The 18,649-nt window shown below is 72.6% G+C and carries 13 protein-coding genes; 8 read left to right on the forward strand and 5 right to left on the reverse strand.

The genetic code is table 11. The features are described from left to right. Positions 1–210 precede the first annotated feature (210 nt). Positions 211–1,014: a site-2 protease family protein gene (locus tag QQM67_RS06025; RefSeq protein ID WP_314172541.1), complete on the reverse strand. Its 804-nt coding sequence runs from the start codon at positions 1,012–1,014 to the stop codon at positions 211–213. 150 nt (positions 1,015–1,164) lie between these two features. Between QQM67_RS06025 and QQM67_RS06030 the strand changes: the two genes are divergently transcribed. Continuing rightward, positions 1,165–4,683 carry an AfsR/SARP family transcriptional regulator gene (locus QQM67_RS06030; RefSeq protein WP_314172542.1) on the forward strand — a complete coding sequence of 1,173 codons (3,519 nt, stop codon included), beginning with the start codon at positions 1,165–1,167 and terminating at the stop codon, positions 4,681–4,683. 20 nt (positions 4,684–4,703) lie between these two features. Here QQM67_RS06030 and QQM67_RS06035 read toward each other — a convergent pair whose 3' ends face one another. The 3 genes from QQM67_RS06035 to panB form a co-directional block, all read right to left on the reverse strand. Then, positions 4,704–5,570, reverse strand: a complete 867-nt coding sequence (locus tag QQM67_RS06035; protein WP_314172543.1) for an ABC transporter permease — start codon at positions 5,568–5,570, stop codon at positions 4,704–4,706. Continuing rightward, entirely contained in the window at positions 5,567–6,625 is a 1,059-nt protein-coding gene (locus tag QQM67_RS06040) for an ATP-binding cassette domain-containing protein (protein WP_314172544.1), read from the reverse strand. Before QQM67_RS06040 ends, QQM67_RS06035 begins: the two co-directional genes overlap by 4 nt. 140 nt (positions 6,626–6,765) lie before the next feature. Continuing rightward, on the reverse strand, positions 6,766–7,632 hold the full coding sequence (gene panB / locus QQM67_RS06045) for a 3-methyl-2-oxobutanoate hydroxymethyltransferase (protein WP_314172545.1): 867 nt from the start codon (positions 7,630–7,632) through the stop codon (positions 6,766–6,768). 162 nt (positions 7,633–7,794) lie between these two features. On the opposite strand from panB, the gene QQM67_RS06050 reads away from it, so the two are divergent. The 6 genes from QQM67_RS06050 to QQM67_RS06075 all read left to right on the forward strand — a co-directional run bounded on the left by QQM67_RS06050 (position 7,795) and on the right by QQM67_RS06075 (position 14,933). After that, positions 7,795–9,396 carry a DHA2 family efflux MFS transporter permease subunit gene (locus QQM67_RS06050; RefSeq protein WP_314172546.1) on the forward strand — a complete coding sequence of 534 codons (1,602 nt, stop codon included), beginning with the start codon at positions 7,795–7,797 and terminating at the stop codon, positions 9,394–9,396. 41 nt (positions 9,397–9,437) lie between these two features. Further along, positions 9,438–10,076: a TetR/AcrR family transcriptional regulator gene (locus tag QQM67_RS06055; protein WP_314172547.1), complete on the forward strand. Its 639-nt coding sequence runs from the start codon at positions 9,438–9,440 to the stop codon at positions 10,074–10,076. Between the two features lie 387 nt (positions 10,077–10,463). After that, positions 10,464–11,408 (forward strand): endonuclease/exonuclease/phosphatase family protein, encoded by a 945-nt coding sequence (locus tag QQM67_RS06060; RefSeq protein ID WP_399065793.1) that lies wholly within the window; start codon positions 10,464–10,466, stop codon positions 11,406–11,408. Between the two features lie 359 nt (positions 11,409–11,767). Continuing rightward, positions 11,768–12,991 carry an MFS transporter gene (locus QQM67_RS06065; RefSeq protein WP_314172548.1) on the forward strand — a complete coding sequence of 408 codons (1,224 nt, stop codon included), beginning with the start codon at positions 11,768–11,770 and terminating at the stop codon, positions 12,989–12,991. A gap of 215 nt (positions 12,992–13,206) precedes the next feature. Next, complete coding sequence (locus QQM67_RS06070; protein WP_314172549.1) at positions 13,207–13,815, forward strand: TIGR03086 family metal-binding protein; 609 nt, start codon at positions 13,207–13,209, stop codon at positions 13,813–13,815. Positions 13,816–14,057: 242 nt separating this feature from the next. After that, positions 14,058–14,933: an LLM class F420-dependent oxidoreductase gene (locus QQM67_RS06075; protein ID WP_314172550.1), complete on the forward strand. Its 876-nt coding sequence runs from the start codon at positions 14,058–14,060 to the stop codon at positions 14,931–14,933. 209 nt (positions 14,934–15,142) lie between these two features. On the opposite strand, the gene QQM67_RS06080 is transcribed toward QQM67_RS06075, so the two are convergent. Then, positions 15,143–16,909, reverse strand: coding sequence for an NAD+ synthase (locus QQM67_RS06080; protein ID WP_314172552.1), 1,767 nt, complete (start codon positions 16,907–16,909; stop codon positions 15,143–15,145). 263 nt (positions 16,910–17,172) lie between these two features. On the opposite strand from QQM67_RS06080, the gene QQM67_RS06085 reads away from it, so the two are divergent. Next, positions 17,173–18,237, forward strand: a complete 1,065-nt coding sequence (locus QQM67_RS06085; protein WP_314172553.1) for a helix-turn-helix domain-containing protein — start codon at positions 17,173–17,175, stop codon at positions 18,235–18,237. Positions 18,238–18,649: the final 412 nt, after the last annotated feature.

Below are 18,649 nucleotides of genomic sequence, written 5' to 3' on the forward strand. Positions count from 1 at the left end.
GGATCGCCCGCTACGCAACCGTCCTGTGCGCGCTCGCCGTGATCGCCGCGGTGGTCTCGTTCGTCAACGGCAGCTGGCTCGGGGTCGTGTGGGTGCTGCTCGCGGGACTCGCCTCCAACATGGCCTGGTACTACGGCCGCAGGGCGCGCCGCGCCCCGGCCGCCCCCGCATCTGCTGCCTCCGCTCCCCCACCGCGGGCCGCCGAGGGGTCTACTGGAGCGGAGTGACCGAGAGGTCGGGCTCGCCCTGCCAGAAGCGGAAGAAGTCGTAGCCGTAACTCACGTCGAGATCCGTGACGTGCAGCACGCCCATCACGTGCCCGATCGAGTCCCAGAAGACGCCGTTGACCTCGGGTATCCACAGGAAGCCGAAGACCACCAGGAGCCCGAACGGCGCGAAGGGCTCCGCCTGGCGGCGGGCCGCGGGCGGGAGCCACGGCTCCAGCACCCCGTAGCCGTCGAGGCCGGGCACCGGCAGCAGATTGAGGATGGCCGCCGTCACCTGGAGCATCGCGAGGAACGCCAGCGCGTACCGGAACGCGAACGGCACGTCCCCCATCGCGTCCAGCCAGAAGGGAGCGGTGAGAACGGCCGCGAACAGGGCGTTCGCCGCGGGCCCGGCGGCCGAGATGAGGCTGTGCTTCCAGCGGCCCCTGATCCGGTCGCGTTCGATGTAGACGGCGCCGCCCGGCAGCCCGATGCCGCCGAGGACGACGAAGACGACGGGCAGTACGACGCTCAGCACGGCGTGCGTGTACTTCAGCGGGTTGAGCGTGAGATAGCCCTTGGCGGCGACCGATGTGTCGCCGCCGCGCAGAGCCGTACGGGCATGTGCGTACTCGTGCAGGCACAGCGACACGACCCAGCCCGAGACGACGAAGAAGAAGACCGCCACTCCGGTCACCCCGGCCAGTCCCGACCACACCGCCCACCCGGAGACGGCCATGATCGCGGCGAGCGAGAGGAAGACCGGGCTGATGCGGTGGTGATCGGGGTGGGTGGAGGCGCTGGTCATGGGGTGAGACCGTACCGGCAGCGGCTCTCTCCCGGCCAACGGCCCAGGGTTTTCCAGGGGTTCCGGCGGGTGCCGGACCGGGGCCCCGGCCGGTGCTCCGGCCCGTCCTGCGGCCCGCCGTCGCCGCGCGCGACCTGGCAACATGAACTGGTGCGCTACAGATATCTCGTTCTGGGCACCACCGAGGCCCTCCGCGAGGACGGCACGGCGGTGCCGCTCGGCGGGGCGCGGCTGCGGGCGCTGCTGACCGCGCTGGCGGCCGCGGGCGGGCGCTCCGTCCGTACGGGCGCGCTGGCGGCAGACGTCTGGGCGGAAGGCCCCGACGGCTCGGACGCGGAGCCGCCGGCGGACGAGACGGCCGCCGTGCAGGCCCTCGTCGGGCGGCTGCGGCGTGCGCTCGGACGGGACGCGATCGTCTCGGACGCCACCGGCTACCGGCTCGCGGCCGACCGCGACGACATCGACCTGTTCCGCTTCGAGCGGCTGGCCGACGAGGGCGCGGCGGCACTGGCCGACGGCGAGGCGGGCAAGGCGGCCGGACTGCTGGACGAGGCACTGGCGCTGTGGCGGGGGCCCGTACTGGCGGACCTGCCCGGCGGCGGAGGCGCGGCGGGCGCACGCGCGGCCACCCGGCTCCTCGCCGCGCGCCGCGGCAGGCTGGAGGCCGCGCTCGCGCTCGGCAGGGCGGAGAGCGCACTGCCCGGGCTGCGCGAACTGCTCGCGGAACACCCCCTCGACGAGCCGCTGCACGTGCTGCACCTGCGTGCCCTGCGCGACGCGGGCCGCCCGGCGGAGGCCCTGGCGGCCTACGAGGAGATACGGGCCGGGCTCGCCGACCGGCTGGGCGCCGACCCGGGGCCCGAACTGCGGGCGCTGCACGCGGAGTTGCTGGCACCCGCTCCGGCTCCGGCGCGAGCAGTCGAGCCCGCCCCCGCGTCCGTACGGGCGGCCGGGAGCGCTCCTGCTCCGGCGACGGCGCCCGAGGCGGAGGCCGCCGGGCCCGCCCCTCGCGGCAATGTGCGGGCGCGGCTGACGTCCTTCGTCGGCCGCGAGCCGGAGATCCAGGCCCTGCGTGCCGATCTCGCCGTCTCCAGGCTCGTGACGCTGACCGGGCCGGGCGGCGCCGGGAAGACCCGGCTGTCCCAGGAGACCGCCGGGACCGTCGCCGCCGATCTGTGGCCCGACGGCGTGTGGATCGCGGAGCTGGCGCCCGTACGGGACCCCGCGCACCTCGCCGAGACCGTGCTCACCGCGCTCGGCGGCCGCGAGACGGTGATCCACGGCTCCGCCGCGGAGGGCCTGCGCGCCGCGACCGATCCCAACGCGCGGGACCCCCTCGCCCAGCTCGCCGAGCGCTGCGCGACGCGGCGCATGCTGCTCGTCCTCGACAACTGCGAACACCTCATCGAGGCCGCCGCGGAGCTGACCGAGACCCTGCTGCTGGAGTGCCCGCACGTCACCGTGCTGGCCACGAGCCGCGAGCCGCTGGGCGTGCCGGGGGAGTCCGTGCGCCCTGTGGAACCGCTGTCCGGGCCCATGGCGCTGCGCCTCCTCGCCGATCGCGGGGCGTCGGCCCGCCCCGGCTTCCGTACCGACGACGACCCGGACGCGTGCGCCGAGATCTGCCGCCGCCTCGACGGGCTGCCGCTCGCCATCGAGCTGGCCGCCGCCCGGCTGCGCGCGCTGTCGCCGCGCCAGGTCGCGGACCGGCTGGACGACAGGTTCCGGCTGCTGACCAGCGGCAGCCGTACGGTCCTGCCCCGTCAGCAGACGCTCCGCGCCGTCGTCGACTGGTCATGGGAGCTGCTGGACGGCGCCGAACGGGCCGTCCTGCGGCGCCTGTCGGTCTGCTCCGGCGGCTGTGAGCTGAGCGAGGCCGAGGAGATCTGCGGCGACGCGGACGCGGACACCGGCGCCGCGGGCGGCGGGACGGGCGCTGCGCCGGGAGTCGCGGGTGCGGTGTCGCCCCGTGACGTCGCCGCGATCCTCGGGTCGCTCGTCGACAAGTCCCTCGTGGTGGCGGCGCCCGGTGTGTGCGGCATGCGCTACGGCCTGCTGGAGACCGTCGCCGAGTACGCGGCCGGGCGGCTGGACGAGGTGCCGGGGGAGAGGGCGGCGGCCGAGCGGCGGCATCTGGTGGCCTATCGCGAACTGGCCCGCACCACCGACCCGTTGCTGCGCGGACCGGAGCAGTCCCGCCACTTCGAGCGGCTGGAGCGCGATCACGACAACATCCGCGCCGTACTGGCGCGTGCCGTCGCCGCGGGCGACGAGCAGGAGGCCCTGTGCCTGGTCACCAGCATGAGCTGGTTCTGGCAGCTGCGCGACCACCGTGCCGACGCACGGACCTGGACGGCCGCCGCCGCGTCCCTGGGACCCGATCCGTTCGCGGAGCCCGTCGTCCCGGCGCCGCCGCTGCGGGAGCGGTGCACCGACTCGCCGCCGCCCATGGCCCCCGACGTGCTGTGGGAGGCGCGGCGCGGGGTGCGGCTGATGGAGCTGACCGGGCACGACGGCGACCGCAGCTTCCTGGAGGACACCGAGCGGATGGCGAGGCTGCGCCGGGTCACGGGCGCGTACACGCCCGGATCGCCGCAGACGTGCCGGCTGCCCGGCTTCATGTGGGTCTTCGCCTGGATGGTGACGGGCCCGTACAGCGAACTCCACGACATCGTGGAGGCCACCGTGGAGGGCTGCCGCCGGTACGGCTACGACTGGGAACTGGCCTTCGTGCTCCAGCTGCGCAGCCGGTTCACCAACGACCGCGCGGACGGCATGGTGCAGTCGGCGCGCGACGCCGACGAGAGCCTGGAGATCTACACCCGGATCGGGGACTGCTGGGGCATGGCCGACGCCCTGGCCGGACGTGCCGAAGGACGGTGCACGCGCTGGGAGTTCGCCGAGGCCGCCGAGGACTACCGCCAGGCGATCGCGTGTGCCGGGCAGTTGGGCTCGCACAGCCAGATCCCGTTCCTGCGGGCCCGGTTGGGCATGGCGCTCCTGGACAGCGGGAGCCCCGAGGAGGCCGAGACGGGCGAGGCGCTGCTGCGCGAGGCGTACGAGGAGTCGGAGCGCGACGGGCGGGACGAGCCCCGGTTCACCACCCTTCAGTACGCCGTGCACCTCGGCCGCAAGGGCGCCCTGGCCGAGGCCCGCGACGTGCTGCGTGCGGCGGAGAAGGGCACGCAGGGCGGGCTGCCCCGGATGTTCAGCGGCGTCGTGCAGGGATTGCAGGCCTGGCTGGACTGCCTGGAGGGCGAGTTCGGGCCGGCGCTGGTCAAGGCGGCCGAGGCGGTGGAGAAGACGCGCGACAAGCTGGCGGAGACGATCGCGCCGGGCCTGGTGATGATTCACTGCCTCACCGCCGCGCGGGCGCTGGCCGGGCTGGGCGATCCGGAGACCGCGGCCCGGCTGCTGGGCTCGTACGACGCGCACACCCGGCTGCCGGAAGGGCACCGGGCCAAGCCGGCCGACCAGGAGTGGCGCGAGAGCGTCGGGGAGGCCGTACGGGACGCGTTCGGGGACGGCGGCGACGGCTCCCCGGACGGCGGCGACGGCGGCCCGAACGGTGGGACCGGCTATGTGCGGGCGTACGCCGAAGGCGGCGACCTCTCCGTGGCGGAGGCCACCGCCCTCGTGCTCCGGGCGCCGCCGCGAGGGCGGGGCTGACGCGACCGGGCCGGGTGAACTCAGGTCTTCTTGCGGAACTTGGCGATCGCCACCGGTGCCGTGACCGCCGTCAGCGCGGCCGACCACACCAGCGTCCACAGCGCCGGACCGGCGACCGCGCCGTGCCCGAGCATCATGCCGCGCGCCGCGTCGGCCACATGAGTCAGCGGATTGACGTGCGTGAACGTCTCCAGCCAGCCGGGCATCGTGCTCGTCGGGACGAAGATCGAGGAGCCGAACTGGAGCGGCATCAGCACCAGGAACGACACCCCTTGCACGCCCTGGGCGGTGTTCATGCTCAGACCCAGCAGCATGAAGATCCACATCAGCGAGGCGCCGAAGACGGTCGCGAGCCCGACCGAGGCCAGCAGACCCGCCCAGTGCCCCTGGATGTCGAGGCCGACGAGGAAGCCCACGGTCAGCAGCACGGCCATGGCGACCAGCATCCGGCCGATCTCCACCACGACCTTGGCTATCAGCACCGAGGAGCGGCTGATGGGCATGGACCGGAAGCGGTCCATCACACCCTTGCGGAAGTCCTCGTTGACGCCCGTGCCCACCGCCATGGCGATGTTGATGCTCATCATCGCCATCATGCCGGGCAGCAGATAGTTCGTGTACTGGTCGCGGTCACCGCCGGAGCCGCCGCCGATGGCGCCGCCGAAGACGTACACGAACAGGAGCGTGAAGATGACGGGCATCAGCAGCACGTCCATCATCGACTCCGGGTCCTGCTTGATCTGGAGGGCGTTGCGCCGGACCAGGGCGCCGATGTGGCGCAGCCCGGACCGCAGGCTCGTACGGGAGTCGCCCTCGGGGTGTGCCGAGGGCCCCGGGGCGGGCGGCCTGCCCGCGCCGGCCGTGGGCGGAGAGGCGGTGGCGCTCATACGGCGACCTCCTCGGCCCGGGCCTCGTGGGCCCCGTTCCCGTCGGCCCGGTTCTCCTCGCCCCGGTTCTCCTCGCCCTGATGCGTGGCCTTCTGGCCCGTGATGGCGAGGAACACCTCGTCCAGGCTGGGCAGATGGGTGGAGATGTCGGCGACGGCGAAGCCGCGCGCCGCCAAGAGCCCGATGACGGCGGTCAGTTGCTCGTCGCTGAGGATGGGCACGCTCACGAGGCCCGCCCGTTCGTCCGCGGTGGCTCCGCCGACCCCGTCCAGACCGGCCTGCGCGAGCGCCGCGGCCATGCCGGACACCTCGCCCGGGTCGACGGGCCGTATCTCCAGGGTGCGGCCGCCGACCTTCGCCTTCAGCTCGGGCACCCGGCCCTCGGCGACGATCTTCCCGCGGTCCATCACGGTCAACTCCTCGGCGAGTTGCTCGGCCTCCTCCATGTACTGCGTGGTCAGCAGCACGGTGTTGCCCTCGGCGACGATGCCGCGCACCTCCGCCCACACCTCCTTACGGGTGCGGGGGTCGAGGCCTGTCGTCGGCTCGTCCAGGAAGAGCACCTTCGGATGCCCGATCATGGACGCGGCCAGGTCGAGGCGCCTGCGCATCCCGCCGCTGTACTTTCCGGCCGCGCGCTTGGCGGCCTCCGAGAGCGAGAACCGCTCCAGCAGTTCGTCCGCGCGCCGGCGTGCGCTGGCACGCGGCAGATCGAGCAGCCGCCCGATCATGTAGAGGTTCTCCCAGCCGGAGAGCTTCTCGTCGACCGAGGCGTACTGCCCCGTCAGCCCGACCGCGCCGCGCAGCCGGCGGGGCTGGCGCACCACGTCGAAACCGGCCACCGTCGCGCGGCCCGCGTCCGGCAGCAGAAGCGTGGAGAGGATGCGCACGAGCGTGGTCTTGCCCGCCCCGTTCGGCCCGAGCACCCCCATCACGGTGCCCTCGTGCACGTCCAGATCGATGCCGTCGACGGCCCTTGTGTCCCCGAAGTGCTTCACCAGTCCGCGGACTTCGACGGCGTGAGTGCCGCGGCTGGCGTTGTTGTCCTGCGTCATGCTCACAAGATTTGCACCCGGCACCGACAAACGGCCGACAGCCCGCCTATACGCGCACAGTGCGGACAGGAGGGATGCCGGCCGAGTGCCGGGGCGGGAGACGGGCGCGGGTCACCGGCGCGGGCCACCCGTGCCGCCCGTCACGCGAAGCTGTGCCGCTCCTCGGGGAAGTCGCCCGCGATCACTTCCTCCGCGAACGCCCTGGCCGCGTCGCCGAGGGTCTGGCGCAGCTGTGCGTACTGCTTGACGAAGCTCGGCACCCTGCCCGCCGTCATCCCCGCCATGTCCGTCCACACCAGCACCTGTGCGTCGGTGTCGGCTCCGGCCCCGATGCCGACGGTCGGCACGTGCAGCGAGCGCGTGACCTCGGCGGCCAGCTCCGCCGGTACGGCCTCCAGCACCACCGCGAACGCCCCGGCGTCCTGTACGGACTTGGCGTCCCGCAGCAGCTGCTGCGCGGCCTCCTCGCCGCGGCCCTGCACGCGGTATCCCATGGCGTGCACGGACTGCGGAGTGAGGCCCACATGGGCCATGACCGGGATGCCGGACTGCACCATCAGCTCGATCTGGTGCGCCGAGCGCTCGCCGCCCTCCAGCTTCACGGCGCCGGCTCGCGCCTCCTTGACCAGCCGCGTGGCGCTCCGCAGCGCCTGTACAGGGCCTTCCTGGTACGTGCCGAAGGGCAGGTCCGCGACGATCAGGGCACGCTTCGTGCCCCGTACCACGGCGGCCGTGAGCATGGTCATCTCGTCCAGGGTGACCGGCACGGTGTTCTCGTAGCCGAGGTGGCAGTTGCCCATGGAGTCGCCGACGAGCATGACGGGGATGCCCGCCTCGTCGAAGACGGAGGCCGTCATGGCGTCGTAGGCGGTGAGCATCGGCCAGCGCTCACCGCGTTCCTTGGCGGCGCCGAGGTCGCGGACGGTGATCCGGCGGTTGCGTACACCGCCGTAGAGAGTCGCGGGCTGCTTCGTGGAAGGCCCGTCCTGCTTCTGCGCATCAGACATGGCTGAACGCTCCTGTGTGTTCGTCCTCTCGAGGCGCCCTGACGGCGTCCCCGGATACACGTCCATGCTGGCACGCGGGGTCGGCCGAAGGAAGACGCGGGCGGCCGGGCCCCCATTCCGATACGAGACGGGACCGTATCGGAACGGGTATATGGTGTGGCCATGAGTTCCTCCGTGCCTGAGAACGTGCACCGCAGGCGCTGGCTGATCCTCGGCGTCCTGATGCTCAGCCTGCTGATCGTCGTGCTCGACAACTCGATCCTGAACGTGGCCATGAAGACCATCGCCCAGCCCGCGCCGGCCGGACTCGGCGCGAGCCAGAGCGAGTTGGAGTGGTCGATCAACTCCTACACCCTCGTCTTCGCCGGACTCCTCTTCACCGCGGGCCTGCTGGGCGACCGGCTCGGGCGGCGCCGCGTGCTCCTCTTCGGGCTCGTCGTCTTCGGGCTGGGCTCCGTCTTCGCCGCTCTGGCCGACTCGCCCGGTCAACTCGTCGCGTTCCGTGCCGTGATGGGCCTCGGCGGCGCGTTCGTCATGCCGTCCACGCTGGCGATCCTCATGAACGTCTTCGAGCGCGACGAGCAGCCCAAGGCCATCGGCATCTGGGCGGGCGGCGTCGGGCTCGCCATAGCCGTCGGCCCGATCACGGGCGGCGCGCTCCTGGAGCACTTCTGGTGGGGTTCGGTCTTCCTGGTCAACGTGCCGATCGTCCTCGTGGCGCTGGCCGCGATGGTGCTGCTGGTCCCCGACTCCCGCGACCCGCGCCCCGGGCGGCTGGACCCGTTCGGTGTGCTGCTGTCCATCGCCGGTCTCGTGCTGCTGGTGTACGGGATCATCAAGGGAGGCCAGCTCGCGGACTTCAGCGACCCGGTGGTGCTCCTCACCGCGGGCGGCGGAGTGGCGGTGCTGGCCGTCTTCGTACTCCACGAGCGGCGCAGCGACCATCCGGCGATCGACGTCACGTACTTCAAGAACCCGGCGTTCTCCGCCGCCGTCGCCGCGATCGCCCTCGTGTTCTTCGCGCTGATGGGCGTGACGTTCTTCGCGGTCTTCTACATGCAGAGCGTGCGCGGCTTCACGGCGCTGGAGGCGGGCCTGCTGATGCTGCCGCTGGCCGTCGCCCAGCTGATCTTCGCGCCGCGCGCCCGGCTCGTCGTGGACAGGTTCGGCGCGAAGGCCGTCTGCACGGCCGGGATGCTGCTGATCGCGGCCGGAATGGCGGCGTTCCTGCTCTTCGGCCGTACCACGCCGATATGGGTGCTGGAGGTCGTCTTCTTCGTGCAGGGCACGGCGATGGCGCACATCATGCCGCCCGCCACGGTCTCGATCATGCAGTCGCTGCCGCGCGAGAAGGCGGGCTCCGGGTCGGCCGTCAACAACACCTTCCGGCAGGTCGGCGGCGCCATGGGGGTGGCCGTGCTCGGGTCGCTGCTCTCCGCGCGCTACCGGGAGGGCATCGAGGGCCGCCTCGCGCAGCTGCCGCTTCCCGAGGGCGTGCGGCACGCCGCCGGGGAGTCGATCGAGGGGACGCTCGCCGTCGCGGCCCGACTGGGGCCCGCCGGACGGGAGTTGGTGGACCCCGCCAAGAACGCCTTCATCGACGCGATGCACGTCACGGTGCTCGGGTCGGCGGCGGTCGCGCTGCTGGGGGCGCTGGTGGTGGCCGTATGGCTGCCGGGCAGGCCGCCGGAGGACGGGGACGGCGCGGGGCCGCCCGAAGAGCTCGACGACGCCGCGAAACCGCCGGTGGGCGCCGGTCGTTGACCGGAGGCGCGCGACAGACCCGGTGAAGAAGGAGTCCCAGGATGAACCCCACGCAGGCCGGCGCGGGCACCGGCGAGGACGCGGGCTGCGCTCCCGTGCGGCGTGGCCGCCCCCGCAGCGAGGCGGTGGAGCGGGCCATCGTCGAGGGCGTGCTCAGGCTGCTGGAGGAGGGCACGTCCATCGACGCCCTCTCCATCGAGCGCGTCGCACGCGTCGCGGGCGTCGGCAAGGCGACCGTCTACCGGCGCTGGCCCGGCGGCAAGGACGAACTGCTGCTGTCGGTCGTACGTGAGCTGGAGGAGCCCCTCGCCCGGCCCGCGGGGGAGTCCGTGCGGGACGATCTCGTCACGCTCCTGGAGTGGTACCGGCGCAAGGGCCTGGCCAAGCGCCAGTCCGCCGTGCTGCGCACCATGATGAGCCATGTGCAGAGCCACCCGAAGCTGTGGGAGCAGTACCACGACAGCGTGATCAAGGTCCGCCGGGAGACGCTGCACGACGTGCTGAGGCGCGGCATCGAGTCGGGGGAGCTGCGCGGAGACCTGGACATCGAACTGCTCGGGGAGCTCTTCTCCGGGCCGATGCTCACGCGGACCGTTCTGCACGAGCGCAAGGACCTTCCCGAGGGGCTGGCGGAGAAGATCGTCGACGCGGTCCTCGACGGGGTGCGCGCCCCGAGTTGAGCCGTGCGCCCGCTGGGAACACAGGGCGGGGAACGGGCAGGCGGAGGCGAGGGCGCGGCCCGGGGGACCCCGGCGGCGTGCGTGTTCCGTCACAGCGCCCCACGGAACGGCGGCGCACCGGAACCTCACCTGCCTGGGTGTTCGTCCTGCACGACACATGGGAAACCCACGGGGCATCCCCGTGCGGGGCGGGTGCCCGTGCGGGACATTCGTCGTACGGGAACTCCCCGTTCCGCATCACCTATCGTTCGACAATCACCAGCGAGCAAGTGAGGACAGCGGATGGCACGCGCGCACATGGCGGAGGCCGCGAAGACTTCTGGCGACTGGTACGGGGCCGGGTCCCGCACCCGCCGGGACGGCAGCCGAATGCCTGGTACGCCCCGTATGTTCGCCGGCTGGGGCGGCCATGGAGCGTGGCGGCGCGGCTGGATGCTCGCCACGCTCGCCGTGCTGCTGGGTCTCGCACTGTTCTGGCACTCCGAAGTGCCCAACACCATCGGCAATCTCGGGTCCCTGTGGGAGACGTTCCTGCCGTGGGGCGGCGTGCTCGTGCCCGTCCTGGCGCTGCTGGCGCTGCTGCGCCGCTCCGTCCTCACGCTGGTGGCGCTGCTGCTTCCGGCCCTGGTGTGGCTGAACCTCTTCGGCGGCCAGTTCACCAGCAAGACGGGCACGGGCGGCGACCTCACCGTCGTCGCGCACAACGTCAACGCCGACAACCCCGACCCGGCGCGCACCGCGCGCGAACTCGCGGGCTCCGGTGCGGACATCGTCGCGCTGGAGGAGGTCGCGGGCGGCCAGGCCGAGCAGTACGACAAGGGTCTGGCGAACGCGTACCGCTTCCACAAGCGCGTGGGCACGGTCGGCGTGTGGAGCAAGTACCCGATGCGGGACGCCGGGACCGTCGACATCAAGATGGGCTGGCCGCGGGCGATGCGCGCGACCGTCGCCACGCCCAAGGGCGACGTCGCCGTGTACGCGGCCCATCTGCCGTCCGTGCGGCTCCAGTTCGCCTCGGGCTTCACGGCCGGTCAGCGGGACGACAGCGCCGAGGCGCTGGGCAGGGCCATAGCGCAGGACCGTACGGGCAAGGCGGTGCTGCTCGGGGACCTCAACGGCACCATGAACGACCGGGCACTCGCGCCGGTGACGTCCCAGATGCGCTCGACGCAGGGCGCGGCAGGAGACGGGCCGGGCTTCAGCTGGCCCGCGTCGTTCCCGACCACCCGCATCGACCAGATCATGGTGAAGGGGCTGGAGCCCGTCTCCTCGTGGTCCCTGCCGTCCACCGGCAGCGACCATCTGCCGGTGGCCGCCTCCGTCAACTTCTGAGGAAGGGGCGGGAGTTCGGGCCGTCCGGGCCCGAGGGGGCACCGAACCGCACCGCGTCCAGAGATCCGGCGCTCACCAGCCGGCGCACACGAACGGCCCGCCGGGACCAGGCGTCCCGGCGGGCCGTGGTGTGAATCACGCCCTTCCCAGCGGGTTGTTGCCGTCCTGAAACACAGATGACAGCCATGGCGGCGCGACGTCTGCAAGACTTTGTTCAGTGTGAGAACATAATAGTCAGTGCCCGTGCGCCGGACGCCTCGAAGGCGATCCCAGCGGCCACACGCCCGCGCACACACACATCCCTTACCGAACCTCTTGCCGACACCTCGACCGACCCTGCCTTGAAAGGTTTCCCGCCCATGCCTCTGGCCTTGCTCGCGCTTGCGATCAGCGCCTTCGGAATTGGCACAACCGAGTTCGTGATGATGGGTCTGATGCCCAACGTCGCGGATGACATGGGGACGTCAGTGCCCACCGCCGGTTATCTCGTCTCCGCCTACGCCATCGGCGTCGTCATCGGCGCACCGCTGCTCACGGCGGTCGGTGCCCGCGTTCCGCGCAAGCGGATGCTGGTGCTGCTGATGGGCCTGTTCACCGTCGGCAACCTCGCCTCCGCGCTCGCCCCCAACTACGCGGCGCTGCTCGGCGGGCGCGTGCTGGCGGGACTTCCGCACGGTGCCTTCTTCGGCGTGGGCGCGGTCGTCGCCGCACGCCTCGTGACGGAGGACCGGCGGGCCCGTGCCGTCGCCACGATGTTCCTGGGGCTGACCGTCGCCAACATCGTCGGCGTACCGGCGGGCACCGCCATCGGCCAGGCGCTCGGCTGGCGCGCGACGTTCATCGTCGTCAGCGCCATCGGGCTGCTCGCGATGGCGAGCCTCGCCGCGCTCGTCCCGCAGCTGCCCCTCGAACACCAGCGGGGCGTCGGCCACGAGGTCCGCGCGCTCGGCGACCGTCAGGTCGTACTCGGGCTGCTCACCGCGGTGTTCGGCTTCGGCGGCGTGTTCGCCGTCTACAGCTACCTCGCGTCGATCATGACGGAGGTCACCGGGATCGCGGAGTCGTCCGTCACCGTGGTGCTGGCGCTCTTCGGCATCGGCATGACGCTGGGCGCCCTGGTCGCGGGCCCGCTCACCGACCGCGCGCTGCGGCCGACCCTCTACGGGGGGCTGGGCGCGCTCGCCGCCGCGATGCTCGTCTTCCACGCGGTGGTGGACGTCGAGTGGGCGGCCATGGCGATGGTCGTCGTGCTCGGCGGACTCGGCTTCATGACGACGACGCCGCTCCAGATGCTCATCATGCAGAAGGCCCGGCACGCGCCGACGCTGGCCTCGGCCGGCAACCAGTCGGCGTTCAACCTCGCCAACGCGGGCGGCGCGTGGCTCGGCGGCGTCGCCATCGCGGCCGGCTGGGGCTGGCGGGCGCCCATGCTCGTCGGCGTGGTGCTGGCGCTGACGGGGCTCGGCATAGCCGTGCTCGCGGGGGCGCTCGACCGCGGCACCTCGCTGTCGCGCTCGCGGATCGTCGCCCGCGGCATTCCCCGGCTGCGCCGGGAGCGGGCCGCGGAGGGCGTCCCGGGCTGAGCGGCCGCGGGGCGGCGGGAGTTCACCGCCGCCGCCCCGCCTCCCGCGCGTACCGCACCTCGTGCTCACGGGCCCGCGCTCCGGCGCGGGCCCGTCGCCGTCCGGTGCCCGTCGCCAGGGCGCGGCCCGGCGCTCCCGTGCAGGACGGCGGGTCCCGTGGCGCCACGTCCGGAATCCGCCGGAGTCCCCGGCCCCGGCGGGGGAGGATCCACCGCATGAGCGACTACGCGGACGGGATCGCCGACCGGTATCTCCACGCCGGGGCCGAGTTCGAGCGCCGGCTGCGCACGGTGCGGGACGGGCAGTGGGAGCTTCCGACTCCCTGTACGGAGTGGGACGTTCGCCTGCTGGCCAACCACATGGCCCGCGGCAACCTCAACTACGCCGGGCTCGTGGACGGCGGAACCAGTGCCGAGTTCCTGCGGCTTCGGGATGCCGACGCCCTCGGTGCCGATCCCGTCGGCGCGTACGTACGGTCCGTCGACGCCTGCGCGGCGGCCTTCGCGCGGCCCGGCGCGCTCGACCAGGTCCTGGACTATCCGCTGGGCCGGATCAGCGGCAGGCAGGCGCTCGCCGTGCGGACGGCCGACAGCGTGATCCACACCTGGGACCTCGCCCGGGCGCTCGGCGCGGACGAGACGCTCGCCCCCGGCCTGGTCGCATGGCTCGACGGCCATCTCGACGACGTCTACGCCGGGTTGGCCGTCGCGCCCGCCGACCGGGACGGCCGGGCCCGGCGGTTCTTCGCCCCCGCGGAGGGCGGAGACCACCCCGGGGCCTCCCGGCAGGACCGGCTGCTGCGGTGGATGGGCAGAGAGCCCTGATCGAGCAGCCCGCCGGCGGCTAGAATCCCGGAGACCGCGCCGGCCCGTCCGGCCCGGCAGGTACCCCGCCCCGATAGGGCGGGGTTTCTTCATGTGAGGGGCCGCGGCGCGTGCCTCGTACGCGTCGCACCGGCCCGTACACGCACGGCGCCTCGCGCACCCCTCGCCTGCCCCTCGCTTCTCGTCACCCCGAACACGCCCCAGCCGGGCGTGCGTTCGGCCTGCCCGCAAGGAGACGACCCATGAGACTCGGACTCACCTGCCCCCGGTTCACCTGGCCCGGGGGAGACGCCGCCGTCGCCGCCAGGTTCGCGGACGTCGCGCGCGGTGCGGACGAGGCGGGGGCCCACAGCCTCTGGGTGATGGACCACTTCTGGCAGATCCCCAACTTCGGCGACGTCCACGAGCCGATGCTGGAGGCGTACGGGGCCCTGACCTACGCCGCGGCCCTCACCCGGCGCGTCACGCTCGGCGCCCTCGTCACGGGGGCGGCGCACCGCCGACCCGCCCTGCTGGTGAAGCAGTTGGCCACCCTCGACGCTCTCTCCGGCGGACGTGCCGTCCTCGGCATCGGCGCCGGCTGGGACGAGGAGGAGCACCACGCCCTCGGCGTCCCGTTCCCCGCGGTGCGTGAGCGCTTCGAGCGGCTGGAGGAGACGCTGCTGATCGTCCGGCGGATGTGGAGCGACGACGAAGAGCCGTACGAGGGCGCGCACTTCGCCCTGCCCCGTACGGTCTCCTCGCCCCGGCTGACCCGGCCGCACCCGCCGGTCCTCATCGGCGGCGGCGGTGAGAAGCGGACCCTGCGGCTCGTCGCCGCGTACGCCGACGCCTGCAACCTCCTGCACGGCGCCGACGTACGGCGCAAGCTCGATGTGCTGCGCGGGCACTGCGAGCAACTCGGGCGCCCCTACGGCGAGATCGAGAAGACGCTCCACATGCGCGTCGGGGACGGCGAGTCCGTCGCGGAGAGCGTCGAGCGCTGCGGCGAACTCGCCGCCCTCGGCATCGACCACGTCATCGTCGCCTTCCGCGACGCCGCAGCGGACTCCTCCCTCGGCCGTCTCGCCGCGCTCGCCCGGCAGATCGCCGGGATCACACCGGCCGGACGCCGGTGAGGGCCCGCCTCCGGCAGCGGCAGCACGCGCCTCACGTTCGACGCGGAGGAGCAGTTCACGAACCCCGGCGGCCTCGTACAGGGCGGCTTCCTCGCCGGTGAACTGCCCGGCGCCGACGGCACGTCGGCGGACGCGGCCACGACGACCGTCCGCATCCGGGCGACGCGACGACCCGCACCGGGACGCCGTGCACCGGTTGCACCGGCTCCTTACACCGGCTCCTGCCCGTTCTCCCGCCAGTGGTTGGTGATGGGCAGGCGGCGGTCCTTGCCGAAGCCCTTCGCGGAGATCTTCGTGCCGGGCGGGTACTGGCGGCGCTTGTACTCGGCGGTGTCCGTCATGCGCAGCACGCGCCCGACGACCTCCGGGTCGAAGCCCCGCTCGATGATGCCCTCGCGGCCCACGTCGCCGTCCACGTACAGCTTCAGGATGCGGTCCAGCACGCCGTAGTCGGGGAGGGAGTCGGTGTCGACCTGGCCCGGACGCAGCTCCGCGCTGGGCGGCTTGGCGATGCTGTTCTCCGGGATGGGCGGGGTCTCGCCGCGCTCGGCGGCGGCACGGTTGCGCCACTTCGCCAGCCGGAAGACGTTCGTCTTGTAGACGTCCTTGATCGGCCCGTACGCGCCGACCGAGTCGCCGTAGAGCGTCGAATAGCCGCACGCCAGCTCGGACTTGTTGCCCGGCGCGAGCACGATGTGGCCCTCCTGGTTGGAGATGCCCATCAGCGTGACCCCGCGCAGCCGCGACTGGAGGTTCTCCTCGGCGACTCCGGTGAGCTCCATCCCGCCCATGAAGGCGTCGAACATCGAACCGATCGGCACCGTACGGAAGTTGAGGCCGGTGCGGCGCGCCATCTCCGCGGCGTCGTCCTTGGAGTGCTGCGAGGAGTAGCGGGAGGGCATGGAGACCGCGTACACGTTCCCTGGCCCGAGCGCGTCGCAGGCGATCGCGGCGACGAGCGCCGAGTCGATGCCGCCGGAGAGACCGACCAGCACGGAGCGGAAGCCGTTCTTGGCGGCGTAGGCGCGCAGGCCCGTCACGAGCGCGGTGTAGATCTCCTCGTCGTCCTCCATGCGCGGCGCCTCGCTGCCGGTGTGCTCCGGCTCGTACGGGGGCAGCGGGTCCTCGGAGAGGACGACGTGCTCGACGGTCAGCCCGTCGTCGACCGTCCCGGACGGGGGCTTCGCCGCGGCGGCGGGCAGATCCAGGTCCAGGACGACGCAGCACTCCTCGAACTGCGGTGCGCGGGCGACGACTTCGCCTCCGGAGTCGACGACGATCGAGTCGCCGTCGAAGACCAGCTCGTCCTGCCCGCCCGTCATCGCGAGGTACGCCGTCGTGCAGCCGGCCTCCTGCGCGCGCCTGCGCACCAGCTCCAGGCGGGTGTCGTCCTTGTCGCGCTCGTACGGGGAGGCGTTCACGGAGAGCAGCAGCCCGGCACCCGCGGTGCGCGTCGCGGGCACCCGGCCGCCGTTCTGCCACAGGTCCTCGCAGATCGCGAGCGCGACGTCGACCCCGTGGACGCGGATCACGGGGAGCGTCTGGCCGGGCACGAAGTAGCGGAACTCGTCGAAGACGCCGTAGTTGGGCAGGTGGTGCTTGGCGAAGGCCAGCGCCACCTCGCCGCGGTGCAGCACGGCCGCGGCGTTCTGCGGCGCGCCCGCGGGGCTGCCGAGCGTGGCCCGTACGTGCTCGGCATGGTCGAGATAGCCGAGGACGACGGGCACCTCGCCCAGGCCCTCCCCGGACAGCCGCCGCGCGAGGCCGCGCAGCGCGGCGCGGCTGGCGTGCACGAACGAGCGGCGCAGCGCCAGGTCCTCCACCGGGTAGCCGGTCAGCATCATCTCGGGGAACGCGACCAGGTTCGCTCCCTGACCGGCCGAGTGGCGGGTCCACTTCAGCACCGCCTCGGCGTTGCCTTCGAGGTCGCCGACGGTCGAGTCGATCTGGTTCAGGGCGAGACGTAGTTGAGGCACACAGCCACTGTAATCGTCTTCCTGACGCGATACGGAAGACCGCAGGGTGCCGGTGGTCACAGCGGCGGAGCCGGCAGTTCCGGGTGGTTTGTGTCGCCACCCCTCACGATGCGTTCACGAGAGCTTCACAACTGTATCCAGCACGCGGGTAGCCCTACACGAGGGTATCCGCAGGATTTCGATACCTGGTGTACTGGATTCGGTGCCCGCCTGGCGGGCATCGGTCAGTGACGTGAACTCGCCACCGCACAGGGGGATTCGGCATGCTGGAGTCGCTCGGGCTCGAACCCGTCCAACAGCAGGCGTACGAAGCGCTCGTCGACGGTGCGGTCACCGTCGCGGAGCTCCGTACGGCGCTGGGGCTGAGCGCGGCGAGAGTGCGCGAAACCCTCGCCGCCCTGGAGAAGTTGGGCCTGGTCGGGAGGTATCCGGGGGAGCGGCGCGGGGACGAGCGGTTCCTGCCCGTCGCGCCCGAGGTCGCCTTCGAGTCGCTGCTGCTGGCCCGCGAGGAGGCCATCCACCGCACCCGCCGCCACATCCAGCTGCTGGCCACGCGCTTCCGTGCCAACGCCACGGCCCGCGACCCCGTCGACCTGGTCGAGATCGTCACCGGGAGGGCCGCAGTCATCCAGCAGGTCGACCAGCTCCAGCACAGCGCGACCAGCGAGATACGCGGCATCGACCGGCCCCCGTACGCCAACAGCGACCCGGACCGGCTCGACCCGAAGACCGGCATGATGCCCGTGCAGGCCAAGACGATGCGGCGCGGGATCGGCTATCGCGTCATCTACGACACGCACGGCCTGGAGACCTTCCACCGGATCGACACCGACATCGAGGCCTGCGCCGAACTGGGCGAAGAGGCACGGGTGATGGCCGACACCCCGACCAAGCTGCTGGTCGCGGACGACCGCGTCGCGCTCATCCCGCTGCGCTCCGCGCCGCACGAGATGGCCAGCAGCGTGGTCGTGCACCCCTCGGGGCTGCTGGACGCGCTCTGCGAGTTCTTCGAGGTCCTGTGGGCCCGTGCGCTGCCGCTCTCCGCCTATCTGGCCGGCCGGCCGGGCGGCGCGGGCGACGCTCCGACCCCCGACGAGGCCCGGCTGCTGGCGCTGCTGACGACGGGGCTGACCGACCAGGTCATGGCGCGCCAACTCGGCGTCAGCTACCGCACGTTCCAGCGCAGACTCAGCGGTCTGATGGAGCGGCTCGGCGCCGGTACGCGCTTCCAGCTCGGCATGCGCGCGGCGAGCCTCGGCTGGGTGTCGCAGCCCGCGGACGGCGCGCTGCGCATCGGGCCGGGGCCGGGCTCCGGGGAGACGGCCTGAGGGCTGCGAGAGGGCGTCCGGAGAGGGCTGCCTGAGAGCGTTCTGAGGGCGTCCTGAGGGGGCTCTGAGAGGGAACCCGGGGGGTGTCCGACCCGCGAAGTACGCACCACAAGATGTCGATTGGCACACTCACCGGTAACTCTTGTTCTCCCCTTCGCCCTTGTGCGAACTTCGATGCGTGACGTCGCCGGGCAGGACGGCTCACGACTCACGACCACACGGCCGGGCGCCGCCCGAGGAGACCCGGCCAGGCAACACCAGGCCGCGGTCCGGTATCCCCCACTACCGGACCGCGGCTTCCATTTCTCCCGGGGGTTCCGGGACCGTTTGCACGGTGCGGAGCAGGCCCCCCTCGGGCCCTTCGCCGGACCGTGCGCCGGAGGCCCTGACGGCGCCCTTCCGGATCCTCTTG

The organism is Streptomyces winkii (assembly GCF_032248595.1).
GTDB lineage: Bacteria > Actinomycetota > Actinomycetes > Streptomycetales > Streptomycetaceae > Streptomyces > Streptomyces winkii.